The 14,014-nt window shown below is 39.2% G+C and carries 6 protein-coding genes; 4 read left to right on the top strand and 2 right to left on the bottom strand.

What is annotated here, in order from left to right; genetic code table 11:
• Nucleotides 1–5: 5 nt before the first annotated feature.
• Nucleotides 6–923, bottom strand: coding sequence for a type IX secretion system membrane protein PorP/SprF (locus tag M4I44_RS19615; RefSeq protein ID WP_249967430.1), 918 nt, complete (start codon nucleotides 921–923; stop codon nucleotides 6–8).
• A gap of 154 nt (nucleotides 924–1,077) precedes the next feature.
• The gene (locus M4I44_RS19610) at nucleotides 1,078–9,246 is read right to left on the bottom strand and encodes a choice-of-anchor L domain-containing protein (protein WP_249965837.1); all 8,169 of its coding nucleotides are present in this window, start codon (nucleotides 9,244–9,246) and stop codon (nucleotides 1,078–1,080) included.
• A gap of 501 nt (nucleotides 9,247–9,747) precedes the next feature.
• Here M4I44_RS19610 and M4I44_RS19605 point away from each other — a divergent pair.
• The 4 genes from M4I44_RS19605 (at nucleotide 9,748) to M4I44_RS19590 (ending at nucleotide 14,012) form a co-directional block, all read left to right on the top strand.
• Nucleotides 9,748–10,233 carry a histidine phosphatase family protein gene (locus tag M4I44_RS19605; RefSeq protein WP_017496680.1) on the top strand — a complete coding sequence of 162 codons (486 nt, stop codon included), beginning with the start codon at nucleotides 9,748–9,750 and terminating at the stop codon, nucleotides 10,231–10,233.
• Between the two features lie 5 nt (nucleotides 10,234–10,238).
• A complete protein-coding gene (gene ppk1, locus M4I44_RS19600) occupies nucleotides 10,239–12,308 on the top strand; it encodes a polyphosphate kinase 1 (RefSeq protein ID WP_017496679.1) in 2,070 nt (689 codons plus the stop codon).
• Between the two features lie 49 nt (nucleotides 12,309–12,357).
• A complete protein-coding gene (locus M4I44_RS19595; RefSeq protein ID WP_026110010.1) occupies nucleotides 12,358–13,248 on the top strand; it encodes a Ppx/GppA phosphatase family protein in 891 nt (296 codons plus the stop codon).
• A gap of 182 nt (nucleotides 13,249–13,430) precedes the next feature.
• Entirely contained in the window at nucleotides 13,431–14,012 is a 582-nt protein-coding gene (locus M4I44_RS19590; protein WP_249965836.1) for a TMEM175 family protein, read from the top strand.
• Nucleotides 14,013–14,014: the final 2 nt, after the last annotated feature.

Raw genomic sequence — 14,014 nt, 5'->3', positions numbered from 1 at the left:
TATTTTTAGAAGAAACGTGGCGTTGTCATTTTACCATTGTTTTTGAAGAATTCGTAACGCAGGAATATCTCATGTGATCCTGAATTATAGTTGTTTAAACGTGTGGTTTCGCGATCGTAACCATAACCAAGATAGAGGCCGTCAGTAATCTGGAATCCTACCATAGCACTAAGTGAAGCGCTCCATCGGTAGGCAACTCCAACCACAAGTTTATCCATGAACATAAAGTTGGCAGAAACATCTACCTGAAGCGGTGCTCCTTCGACCATTTTGGTCAGTAAAGCGGGTTTGAATTTGATGTATTGAAGTCGATCAAGATCAAACACATATCCGGCTATTAAATAATAATTGATTTTATCTTTGTAAATGGCGTAATCATTATCAGAGTACCGATTGGTTTCGATAAAATTAGGTACTGATAAACCAATGTATGCTTTATCAGAATGCCAATAGACTCCGGCTCCCACATTCGGTGAAAACTTATTGTTTAAATCCTGAAACTGTGGATCTCCCTGACTCTCCGGATTTAATTTGCTGACATCCAAATTGAACAGGTTGGCTGCTCCTTTGATACCAAACGAAAGTTTAAAATCGGCTGAGGTCTGAATAGTATAGGAAAGGTCAACAGAAAAGTTGTTTTCGTTAGTTGGGCCAATTTTATCATTTACTAAAGAGGCTCCGATTCCTAAATTACTATTATTTATAGGGCTATTGATTGAGAAAGCGCTGGTTTCCGGAGCCCCGTCGAGTCCAACCCATTGGGTGCGGTATAATCCAAAAACACTTAAAGCTCCTCGCGATCCTGCATAAGCCGGATTAATGTTTATGGTATTGTACATGTATTGCGTAAATTGTGCATCTTGCTGTGCATAGCTCGCAATTGTTACAAACATAATGACGAAGAAAAATAATTTTGTTCTCATAGTGGTATTTATTATTTTCATTAGTACTACTTTTTTTCAATTTAAATTGTAAAAAAGTCTATGCATTTGTATATTCAAAAATAAGGATTTTTTTATTAATTAATTGTAAATTGTTGCTTTATGTGCTTGCTATGCAATGAGATATGGTCTTTTTTTATTTTGATAAATAAAGATATCCGTCTTTTTTATTATTCTGTAATACATTATTTCCGTCCAGTGATTTGTAGTTAATAATGTAGAAATAAGTTCCCGTTGGTAGTCCGTCAGATTGTTTCACTGTGGTTCGGCCTCTTGAAATTCCGTCGAAGGCATTGGTTTGATTGTTGTAATTGTGTGTTTCAAATACTAATACCCCCCAACGGTTATAGATTTCTACATCATTCTCAGGATAACAAGTGGTATCGCCAATACTGTCTATAGTGAAGACATCGTTGATTCCGTCACCATTTGGAGAGAAAGCATTGTGAACTACTATACTTCCACAGGCAAGTACTTTACAATCATCATTTATTGCCATATTCAGTACAATACTTCTTGGACAGCTGGCATCAGGTATTTTGTATTCGAATGTATAATTACCTATTGCCAGACCTAAAGGATTAAAATTGTTTCCTTGTATGCTGTTGGTATTACTGTTATCTACCCAGATTCCGTTAGTAGGAGTATTTTCAGGTAACAATGATAATAAGTTAATAATGGTCGAATCATCGTTACAGGCTGTACTGCTAACAGTCATTGTTTCATTAGGAGTAGCTGTGATTGTAACGGTTGCAGTTGCAGTACAGGCTTGATTTCCTTTGTTTACAGAAGATGTTGCTGTAAGAGTGTATGTACCGGCCGGTAAATTGGTATTTCCAACAGTTTCATTTTTTTCATTTTTAATGATAACGGTCGAACCAGGGCTACTAGTTACCTGGATTGAACCAGTTCTTCCGTTCGAACAGTTCACATTTGTAGCAACTCCGGATACAGAAACTTTGTTTTCTACAGTAAAGGTTTGAGTCAGTAGTGTTTTATTACCGGCACAATCTGTTAAAGTATAAGTTCTCGTTAGGATGTAAGGACTTCCATCACAACCGCTTCCTCCATTATTGGCGTCACTTACAGTAATGTTTACCGTACTGCTGCAATTATCCACAGCATTGGTTATGTCGCTCGGATTTCCAACAGGGATATCAGCAATAGTTTGCAGATTTGCCACATTTACCGGTGCTGTTCCTGTAGGTGGAGTGGTATCTCTAACGGTTATGATTTGAGTGTAAGAAATTGTATTTCCACTACAATCACTGGTGGTCCATTTACGGGTTAAAGTGTAATTTGTACTACATTGATTTTCAGTATTACTTTTCGTTTCGCTGAAAACAATTGGTAAGTTACCACTACAATTATCGGAAGCTTCCATATTTGCCGGTTGAGGTACTGCATCACAAGAAACTGTAATATCGGCAGGTAGTGTTCCGGTAAAGGTTGGTTTTGTAGTATCCTGAATGGTAATCACCTGAGTGAAAGTATCTGAGGTATTTCCACAATCGTCTTTCACGGTCCAGGTATTGGTATACGTTCCGGCATTAGCGCAACCTTGAGAGGCTACAAAAGCACCGCTTACTTTTACAATATTCGAAACATTAGTGTCGCAAGCATCTGTAGCTGTGGGGAATAAAGCTTGTGCGGCAGTTAAAGCTGCAGTATCGCTACATTCTATTGTTTTGTTTAAAGAAGCAGCTGCAGTAGACCATGTTGGTTTTGAAGTATCCTGAATAGTAATCACCTGAGTGAAAGTATCAGAAGTATTTCCACAATCGTCTTTCACGGTCCAGGTATTGGTATACGTTCCGGCATTAGCGCAACCTTGAGAGGCTACAAAAGCACCGCTTACTTTTACAATATTCGAAACATTAGTATCACATGCGTCTGTAGCTGTTGGGAATAAAGCTTGTGCGGCAGTTAAAGCTGCTGTATCGCTACATTCTATTGTTTTATTTAAAGAAGCAGCTGCAGTAGACCATGTTGGTTTTGAAGTATCCTGAATAGTAATTACCTGAGTAAAAGTATCAGAAGTATTTCCACAATCGTCTTTCACGGTCCAGGTATTGGTATACGTTCCGGCATTAGCGCAACCTTGAGAGGCTACAAAAGCACCGCTTACTTTTACAATATTCGAAACATTAGTATCACATGCGTCTGTAGCTGTTGGGAATAAAGCTTGTGCGGCAGTTAAAGCTGCAGTATCGCTACATTCTATTGTTTTGTTTAAAGAGGCAGTTTGTGTAGACCATGTTGGTTTAGAAGTATCCTGAATAGTAATCACCTGAGTGAAGGTGTCAGAAGTATTTCCACAATCGTCTTTCACGGTCCAGGTATTGGTATACGTTCCGGCATTAGCGCAACCTTGGGAGGCTACAAAAGCACCGCTTACTTTTACAATATTCGAAACATTAGTATCACATGCATCTGTAGCTGTTGGGAATAAAGCTTGTGCGGCAGTTAAAGCTGCAGTATCGCTACATTCTATTGTTTTGTTTAAAGAGGCAGTTTGTGTAGACCATGTTGGTTTTGAAGTATCCTGAATAGTAATCACCTGAGTAAAAGTATCAGAAGTATTTCCACAATCGTCTTTCACCGTCCAGGTATTGGTATACGTTCCGGCATTAGCACAACCTTGAGAGGCCACAAAAGCACCGCTTACTTTTACGATGTTTGAAACATCCGTATCACAAGCGTCTGTAGCAGTTGGGAATAAAGCCTGTGCGGCAGTTAAAGCTGCAGTATCGCTACATTCTATTGTTTTGTTTAAAGAGGCAGCTGTAGTAGACCAGGTAGGAGCAGAAATATCTTGTACAATGATCACCTGACTAACAGGAAGAGAGATATTTCCACAGGCATCAACAGCAGTCCAGGTTCTGGTTTGCGTATAGGAACCCGCACATCCACCAGGTGTAATAACATCTTTGTAAGTTAAGGATGAAATTACTCCATTATTATCTGTTGCAGTGGCAGTAGCAAATACTGGTGTCGCAGGACAGTTAATAGTAGAAGTTTGTGGCAGTGGGTCAATTATTGGTTTAATAGAATCGCCGTCGATAATAGTAACTGATTTAGATATAGTACAAGAGTTTGCATCTGTAACCGTTACAGTATAAGTTCCGGCAGTAAGAGCACTTGCTGTAGCAGCTGTTCCACCAGATGGAGACCATAGATAAGTATATCCTGGAGTTCCACCGGAAACATTTACAGTAGCTGATCCCGTATTATCACCTCCACAACCTACATTCATTTGTGAAGTGGTAGCGGTTAGAACTGTTGGTTCAGTGATGGTAAAAGTTTTAGTGATGGAACAAAGATTTGCATCTTTTATGGTCACGGTGTATGTTCCGGCGGTTAAATTAGAAGCCGTTGCTGCAGACCCTCCAGATGGAGCCCAGGAGTAAGTATAGGCTCCGGTTCCTCCGGCAGGAGTTACCGTTGCAGAACCATTTGTTCCGGCATTACAAGACACATTCGTTTGTGAAGTTGTAGCAGTCAATGCAGCTGCAGGTTCGGTGATGGTTACAGTTTTAGTAATCGTACAAAGATTAGCGTCTTTAATCGTTACAGTGTAAGTTCCGGCTGCTAAATTAGAAGCTGTTGCTGCAGATCCTCCTGATGGTGACCAGGAATAGGTATAAGCTCCGGTTCCTCCTGTAGGTGTTACTGTTGCAGAACCTGTTGTATTTGATTTACAAAGTACGTTGGTTTGTGAGGTGGTTGCAGTTATAGCGGTTGTTTCTGTGATGGTAAAAGTTTTAGTAATCGCACAAAGATTAGCATCTTTGATTGTTACCGTATACGTTCCGGCAGCTAAATTAGAAGCTGTTGCTGAAGATCCTCCAGATGGTGCCCAAGAGTAAGTGTAGGCTCCGGTTCCTCCTGAAACTGTTACCGTTGCAGAACCTGTTGTTCCTGCATTACAAGCTACATTGGTTTGTGAGGTAGTAGCAGTTAGAGCTGCAGCTGGTTCGGTAATGGTTACGGTTTTAGTGATGGAACAAAGATTAGCATCTTTAATGGTCACAGTATAAGTTCCGGCAGCTAAGTTTGAAGCCGTTGCTGCAGATCCTCCAGATGGTGACCAGGAATACGTATAGGCTCCCGTTCCTCCTGTAGGTGTAACTGTTGCAGACCCCGTTGCATCTGATTTACAAAGTACGTTGGTTTGCGTAGTAGTAGCAGTTATAGTGCTTGGCTCTGTGATGGTAAAAGTTTTAGTAATCGTACAAAGATTAGCATCTTTTATGGTTACGGTGTATGTTCCGGCTGCTAAGTTAGAAGCTGTAGCGGCAGATCCTCCAGATGGTGCCCAGGAATAAGTGTAGGCTCCTGTTCCTCCCGAAACTGTTACCGTTGCAGATCCTGTTGCTCCTGAATTACAAGACGCATTGGTTTGTGAAGTAGTGGCAGTTAAAGCAGCTGCAGGTTCGGTAATGGTTACTGTTTTAGTAATTGTACACAGATTCGCATCTTTAATCGTCACGGTATACGTTCCGGCTGCTAAGTTAGAAGCGGTTGCGGCAGACCCCCCAGATGGTGCCCAGGAATACGTATAGGCTCCGGTTCCTCCTGTAGGGGTTACCGTTGCAGATCCCGTTGCATCTGATTTACAAAGTACATTAGTTTGCGAAGTAGTTGCAGTTAATACAGCTGCAGGTTCAGTGATGGTAAAAGTTTTAGTGATGGTACAAAGATTAGCATCTTTAATGGTCACGGTATACGTTCCGGCAGCTAAGTTAGAAGCGGTTGCGGCAGACCCTCCAGATGGTGCCCAGGAATACGTATAGGCTCCGGTTCCTCCTGAAACTGTTACAGTTGCAGATCCCGTTGTATCTGATTTACAAAGTACGTTGGTTTGCGAAGTGGTAGCAGTTAATGCAGCTGCAGGTTCTGTGATGGTAAAAGTTTTAGTGATGGTACAAAGATTAGCATCTTTTATGGTCACGGTATACGTTCCGGCAGTTAAGTTTGAAGCCGTTGCTGCTGATCCTCCAGATGGTGACCAGGAATACGTATAGGCTCCGGTTCCTCCGGTAGGGGTTACCGTAGCAGATCCTGTTGCATCTGATTTACAAAGGACGTTAGTTTGTGAAGTAGTTGCAGTTATTGTGCTTGGCTCTGTGATGGTAAAAGTTTTAGTAATAGTACACAGATTTGCATCTTTTATGGTTACGGTGTATGTTCCGGCAGCTAAGTTAGAAGCCGTTGCTGCAGATCCTCCAGATGGTGACCAGGAATAAGTGTATGTTCCGGTTCCTCCCGAAACTGTTACCGTTGCAGACCCTGTTGCTCCTGAATTACAAGACGCATTGGTTTGCGAAGTGATAGCAGTTAATGCAGCTGCAGGTTCAGTGATGGTAAACGTTTTAGTGATGGTACACAGATTAGCATCTTTTATGGTCACGGTATAAGTTCCCGCAGCTAAGTTAGAAGCGGTTGCGGCAGATCCCCCAGATGGTGCCCAGGAATACGTATAGGCTCCTGTTCCTCCTGTAGGTGTCACTGTTGCAGACCCCGTTGCATCTGATTTACAAAGTACGTTGGTTTGCGAAGTAGTAGCTGTTAAAGCAGCTGCAGGTTCAGTGATGATAAAAGTTTTAGTGATGGTACACAGATTAGCATCTTTAATGGTCACAGTATACGTTCCGGCAGCTAAGTTTGAAGCCGTAGCGGCTGATCCCCCAGATGGCGCCCATGAATAAGTATAAGCTCCTGTTCCTCCCGAAACTGTTACCGTTGCAGACCCCGTTGCATCTGATTTACAAAGCACGTTGGTTTGCGAAGTAGTAGCTGTTAGAGCGGCTACAGGCTCGGTGATGGTAAAAGTTTTAGTGATGGTACAAAGATTGGCGTCTTTAATGGTCACAGTATAAGTCCCTGCTGCTAAGTTTGAGGCCGTAGCGGCTGATCCCCCTGATGGTGCCCATGAATAAGTATAAGCTCCTGTTCCTCCCGAAACTGTTACTGTAGCAGATCCCGTTGTATCTGATTTACAAAGTACGTTAGTTTGCGAAGTAGTTGCAGTTAATGCAGCTGTAGGTTCTGTGATAGTAAAAGTTTTAGTAATCGTACAAAGATTAGCATCTTTAATCGTCACGGTATACGTTCCGGCAGCTAAGTTAGAAGCCGTTGCCGCAGATCCTCCCGATGGTGACCAGGAATACGTATAGGCCCCGGTTCCTCCTGCAGGTGTAACTGTCGCAGATCCCGTTGCATCTGATTTACAAAGTACATTAGTTTGCGAAGTAGTTGCTGTTAAAGCAGCTGTAGGTTCAGTGATGGTAAAAGTTTTAGTGATGGTACAAAGATTAGCATCTTTAATTGTTACGGTGTATGTTCCGGCAGCTAAGTTAGAAGCGGTTGCGGCAGACCCCCCAGATGGTGACCAAGAGTAGGTATAGGCTCCGGTTCCTCCAGTAGGCGTTACCGTTGCAGAACCAGTTGTGTCTGATTTACAAAGTACGTTGGTTTGCGAAGTAGTAGCCGTTATAGCCGTTGGTTCCGTGATCGTGAAAGTTTTAGTAATCGTGCAAAGATTGGCGTCTTTAATGGTTACCGTATAAGTTCCGGCAGCTAAATTAGAAGCCGTTGCTGAGGTTTGTACCGGAGATGTGTTCCAGGAGTAGGTATAAGGTGCAGTTCCTCCGGCAGGAGTTACCGTCGCAGAACCTGTTGTTCCTGCATTACAAGCCGCATTAGTTTGTGATGTGGTAGCGGTTAAGACAGCAGTCGGCTCCGTAATAATGATTTGTTTGGTACCAGTACATCCTTTGGAATCAGTAGCGGTTACAGTGTAAGTTCCGGCAGCTAAGTTAGAAGCCGTTGCTGAGGTTTGTACCGGAGTTGTATTCCAGGAGTAGGTATAAGGCGCAGTTCCTCCCGAAGCAGTTACCGTTGCAGAACCTGTTGCGCCTCCTTTACATTTTACGTCAACATGAGAAGCGGCAGTTTCTGTTATCACAATGTTAGTTTGGCTTACAACAACTGGTTTTGTATCGGAACAACCGGATTGTGTGTTTTGACCTTTAATGTAATAAGTTCCTACCGGCGCTGCAGTTGGGGTATTGTATGGAATAGTGGCGGCGGCATCTTGCCAATAGGTGTAAGTTAGCCCTGAAGTACTTCCTGCGGTAACGGCTGGTAAAGTAAGGTCGGCAGTTCCATTTACGCATACAGGCGCAGGATTAGTGATAACCAAAGTGTTTGTAGCAAAACTTTTTGCTTTTAAAAATACACCGGCATCCCATTGTTGATCTGAGGCATCGGCAATGGCCATTTTTATTTTGTAAGTTTTTCCCGCTGTAACAGCATAAGTAGCAGTAAGAACTACTGTTGAACCATCGTACTCCATAGTGGTGGAACCAGGGGGATTGTTTGAATAATAGGTAGCATTTTTTGCTGGAAAAGCAACGTTATTTACATTTGTTCCGGCAGAATGTATGTTATTTATGGTTACGGCATCACCGTTTGGTAATTGTGCAAGATTGATAGCGTTATTGGTATAAGTTCCGGTAATTCCAAAACCACTTAAAAAGAAACCGAATGCATCATTAAAATCGGTATTTACGTATTCCAGATATTCTTCTGAAGCAAAAACGAATTTGAATTCTACAAGATTACCATCCGGAATAAAATTAAATTCTAATATAGAGGCATCATGCATCGTTTCTCCCGAAATTGCAGTTAAATCCTGATCACTCGCTGCACTTACCATTGCATCCGATTTGTTGGTATAGGTATTCGGACCCATGGCAGAGCTAATTTTTCCTGTAGATAAAAGAAGTCCTTCGTCGATTGGAAAGGTTGAAGTACCCTTACTGAAGTAACCCAATTGACGATCTCCCGCAGTAGCAGACCAGGTGTGATCGACCCAGGTCCAGTTGTTGTTGTTATTTCTGTAATAACCGAAACGAACATTACTGATGGTCAAACAGCCGGAGGTTAATATATTACGAACAAGCTGATCCGCATTATAAGCATTATAACCTGTTGAGGGATTGGCGACATCAATAGAGCCCGCAACAGCTGCCAGTGCACTCACGGCCTCTGTAGAAGCTGCTGTTTTTGCTGTCTTTGAGGTTGCCTTGCTATAAGGAAGAGTATTTCCATATCTAACAGGAATTTCCTGAGCAACAACTGCCGAAGAGTACATGGCTAATCCTAAAATTAAAATTAAAAATGATTTTAAACTAATTTTGGAAAAGGTATCTTGTTGAACATTTTTGTGAAACGGGAAAAAATAGGTACCACATTTAATGAAATTTCCCACTTCTTGTAGAGTAGTTTTAGTTTTCATATTTTAGGATTTTGTTTTTTGAAATGCTTGTGATATTTTAACAAAACCAAAGTTATAAGGTGTAATTAATTTTGATTTTTTTTCTCCGTAACTAACCTAAAAACTCGTTGAAGTGTATTTTTTTTGTTAAATGAAGCGTTAAAAAACACTTTTTTTAGACATTTTTGACAAATGAAAAAGGGTCTGAAATTTATATTTTTCATTAAAAACCGAATTTTGCAAACAGTTTAAATATTTAATATTCAATTATTTAGCTTGTTTTTTAAGAATAGTAGCACTATCGACTAAGTGCTTGATTTTATAGATGAAGAACACTTTTTTCTAAAAAGAGAGAATCTTCTTTTTTTGATTTTGGAGATTTTAGACTTAGGTGTTCGCTGTTAAAATTTTGTTTAAATGTTAACAGAAATAAAAAAATGAAAAGGTTTAGAATTTCTTTTGTAAATTAGAAGTTCAATAAAAAAATCATCTTCACTTAAGAAGTTTGTAAACCTTTTGCTTATGAAAAACTTAATTTTAATACGCCATGCAAAATCAAGTTGGGAAGCTCCGTTAAAAGATTTCGACAGACCTTTAATGAAAAAAGGCATTTTAGACGCACACGATGTATCGTCTACAATTTTAGAGTTTCTTCCTAAAACCTATATAATGTGGAGTAGTACTGCTGCAAGGGCCCTGGAAACAGCGCTTATTTTTGCACAAAATATTTCATATCCTCTGGAAAGTATCATTTTTAAAGACGATCTTTATACTTTTGATGACAGACAACTCGAAAAAGTTATCAAATCATGTGATAATAGTTTTGAAAGCGTTATTCTTTTCGGACATAACGAGGCTATTACAAATTTTGTTAATAAATTTGGGGATGTTTTTATCGAAAATGTACCTACGTCAGGCTTTGTATCACTACAGTTTGATGCCGAAAGCTGGGACAGCATTCATAAAGGTAAAACTCATAAAACAATTTTCCCCAAAGATTTAAAATAGATAAAGTGTACGAACAGAAATATATCGATAGAGAAAAAAGTTGGTTAGCGTTTAATGCAAGAGTACTTCAGGAAGCCGGAGATAGTTCAGTTCCACTTTTAGACAGGTTGCGTTTTGTTGGAATTTTTTCAAACAATTTAGATGAATTTTTTAGAGTTCGTTATGCTGCAATTCGAAGATTAAGCCTTTCAGGGATTTCCGGTGAAAAATATTTAGGAGGAGTTTCAGCACACCAGTTAATTAAAGATATTACCGAAATTGTTATTCAGCAGCAATCTGAAAGTTTGCGTATTTTGGGAAATATCGAAGCAGAATTGGAAGCCGAAAATATCTTTATTATCAATGAAGATCAAATTACAAGAGATCAGGAGAGCTATCTGAAAGACTTTTTTGTTCAGAAGTTAAGCCCTGAATTGGTAACCATCATCTTAAATGATCTGGCAGAATTCCCTGTTCTTAAAGATACCTTGGGATATTTGGCAGTTCGTCTGGAAATGAATACCAATGACGAAGTTCGCTATGCTGTTATCGAAATTCCTAAAACGATAAACAGGTTTGTAGTGCTGCCGTCAGAAGACGATAAACAATATGTGATACTGATTGATGATGTGATCCGTTACAATCTGAAAAATATATTCAATATTTTTGATTACAAAAGTGTTTCGGCACATATGATCAAAATTACGCGTGATGCCCAGTTGGATATCGACAGCGATTTGAGTAAAAGTATGCTCGAAAAAATTGCATCATCTGTAAAAGACAGAAGAATAGGGGAGCCCGTTCGTTTTATTTATGATAATTTGATTGAAGAAGATACGTTGCGTTTCTTTTTGGATAAAATGAAAATCGTTGAAACCGATAGTATAATTCCGGGAGGACGTTATCACAACAGACGTGATTATATGAGCTTTCCTAATTTAGGCCGATACGATTTACTGTACAAACCAAACGAACCTTTACCAATTCCGGGCTTGAGTCTGGAAGGAAGTATTTTAGAAAAGATCAGTAAAAAAGATTATCTTCTGCATGCCCCGTACCAGTCATTTTCTTATCTGACAAAGTTTTTGCGTGAAGCTGCACTGGATCCAAAAGTTACCAGTATAAAAATCACTTTATACCGTTTGGCAAAAAACTCACAGATTATCAGTTCTTTGATTAATGCTGCGAAAAATGGTAAAAAAGTAACGGTTCAGATCGAACTTCAGGCGCGATTTGATGAGGCATCAAATATTTCCTATGCCGAGCAAATGCAAACAGAAGGAATTGATTTGATTTTTGGAATAAAAGGTCTAAAAGTACACAGTAAAATTTGTGTGATCGAAAGAGTAGAAGAAGGAAAAACACGTCGTTACGGATTTATTTCAACCGGAAACTTTAACGAATCGACGGCTAAAATTTACACCGATGTGACCTTGTTTACCTGCCATCAGCAAATTCTGAAAGACATTTCTAAAATATTCGAGTTCTTTGATATCAATTACCGGGTGCACCGATACAAACATTTAATAGTATCGCCACATTATACCCGAACAAAATTCATCAAATTAATCGATCGTGAAATTCTGCATGCGCTGGCCGGCAGAAAAACACATATTAAGTTAAAAATGAACAGTTTGTCTGATTTTAAAATGATCGATAAATTGTATGAGGCCAGTAATGCGGGAGTTAAAATTCAACTTCAGGTAAGAGGGATTTGTTCGCTAATTCCGGGAATTCCGGGAATGAGTGAAAATATTGAAGCAATAAGCATCGTTGATAACTATCTCGAACATTCAAGGGTTTATATTTTTGGAAATGCCGGATTGACCGAAGTATACATTTCATCAGCCGATTTTATGACTAGAAATCTTGACGGAAGAGTCGAAGTTACCTGCCCAATTTATGATCTTCAAATAAAGAAAGAACTAATAGATAATTTTAATATTGCGTGGAAAGGGAATGTCAAAGTGAGATATCATTCCTATAAACTGGATAATAAATACAAGCCTAGAAACCACCATGCCCCATTTAGAGCACAGTTCGAAACGTATAAGTACTATCAGAATAAAATAACAGTTCAGGAAGAAGTGGTGTAGCGTAAGCGATTAATTAAAAAACAATAAAAAAATAAAATCATAAGTGAGCATGATTAATATAAGGAAATTTGCAGCGATAGATATTGGATCGAATGCCATGAGGCTTCTGATATCGAATGTTGTAGAACAAGATGGAAAAGAACCCCAATTTAACAAAAGTTCGCTTGTTCGTGTACCAATTCGTTTGGGACAAGATGCCTTTACCGTAGGAGAAATTTCAGCAGAAAATATAGACCGAATGGTGGATGCCATGAAAGCATTCAACCTTTTGATGAAAGTACATAAAGTAGAACGTTATATGGCGTTTGCAACTTCGGCAATGCGCGAGGCCTATAATGCAAAGGAAGTTGTAGCACTAATCAAGAAAAAAGCCGATATAAAAATAGAAGTTATTGATGGTAAAAAAGAAGCCGCAATTATTGCTTCGACCGATTTACACCATCTCCTAAAAACAGACGAAACTTATCTTTTTGTGGATGTAGGTGGCGGAAGTACCGAGTTTACTTTGTTTTCTGACGGGAAAATGATCAATTCCAGATCTTTCAAAGCCGGAACCGTTCGTTTGTTAAATAATATGGTACATGATGTGGTTTGGGATGAAATCGAAAAATGGATCAAAACCAATACCGCTGATTATGAAGAAGTAACACTGATTGGTTCAGGAGGAAACATCAATAAATTGTTTAAAATGTCCGGGAAACAACAGGAAAAACCACTTTCGTACATTTATATCAATTCACAATATGCTTTTCTGAATTCCTTAAGTTATGAGCAAAGAATCGCCGAATTGGGATTAAACTCAGATCGTGCCGACGTAATTATTCACGCTACCAGAATTTATCTGAATGCTATGAAATGGAGTGGTGCGCGTCAGATTTACGTTCCTAAAATCGGACTTTCTGATGGAATTGTAAAAGCGATGTATTACGGTAAGATTTAATTTTTTTGCCACTGATTTTACGGATTAGAACGAATTGTTTTTTAATTAGGAATAGAAAAGTATTTTAAATCAGTAAAATTCAGGCAAATTTTTTTCAGAGTATTACATATTAAGTAAAACGTAATAAAGAAAATCTACTAAAGAATCTGTGGCAAAAAAATATTAACCAACAAACACAATAAATGAATAAAACCAGACTTGAGGCTTTTAGTGATGGTGTTTTGGCTATCATTATAACCATTATGATTTTAGAAATTAAAGTACCGGCAGGTTCTGAATTTGCCGATTTAAAACCGCTGATTCCTAAATTTCTAAGTTATGTTCTGAGTTTTATTTATGTGGGTATTTACTGGAACAATCACCATTATTTAATTCATAGCTTGGGTAAGGTTAATGGGAAAATTCTTTGGGCCAACTTGCATTTGCTTTTTTGGCTTTCCCTAATTCCTGTTGCAACCGGATGGATGGGCGAACATAACTTTGCCAAAGCTTCTATGGCTTTGTATGGAACTGTATTGCTTTTGTGCTCCATTGCTTACTTTATTTTGCAACGCATTATAATTCTTAATGAAGGAGCAAATTCGACATTGGCAAAGGCGATAGGACGTGATTTAAAAGGACATACTTCTTCGGTTTTGTATATTTTTGGAATCGTATTTTCGTTTTATAACGAATGGATTTCAGGTGCAGCTTATTTTATTGTCGCTTTACTATGGCTTATTCCGGACAAAAGGATAGAGAAAGTTTTTGCCTCTAAAAATTAATT

Origin of the sequence: Flavobacterium sp. B183 (assembly GCF_023539155.1) — a bacterium.
In the GTDB taxonomy this organism is placed as follows: Bacteria; Bacteroidota; Bacteroidia; order Flavobacteriales; family Flavobacteriaceae; genus Flavobacterium; species Flavobacterium tructae.
The sequence above is the reverse complement of the archived record's forward strand: the minus strand, read 5'-3'. Positions and strand labels throughout refer to the sequence as shown.

What these genes read in the sequence shown, in the direction of transcription:
- M4I44_RS19615 (WP_249967430.1), bottom strand. Translation starts at nt 923, where the DNA reads ATGAGAACAAAATTATTTTTCTTCGTCATTATGTTTGTAACAATTGCG.
- M4I44_RS19610 (WP_249965837.1), bottom strand. Translation starts at nt 9,246, where the DNA reads ATGAAAACTAAAACTACTCTACAAGAAGTGGGAAATTTCATTAAATGT.
- M4I44_RS19605 (WP_017496680.1), top strand. Translation starts at nt 9,748, where the DNA reads ATGAAAAACTTAATTTTAATACGCCATGCAAAATCAAGTTGGGAAGCT.
- M4I44_RS19595 (WP_026110010.1), top strand. Translation starts at nt 12,358, where the DNA reads ATGATTAATATAAGGAAATTTGCAGCGATAGATATTGGATCGAATGCC.
- M4I44_RS19590 (WP_249965836.1), top strand. Translation starts at nt 13,431, where the DNA reads ATGAATAAAACCAGACTTGAGGCTTTTAGTGATGGTGTTTTGGCTATC.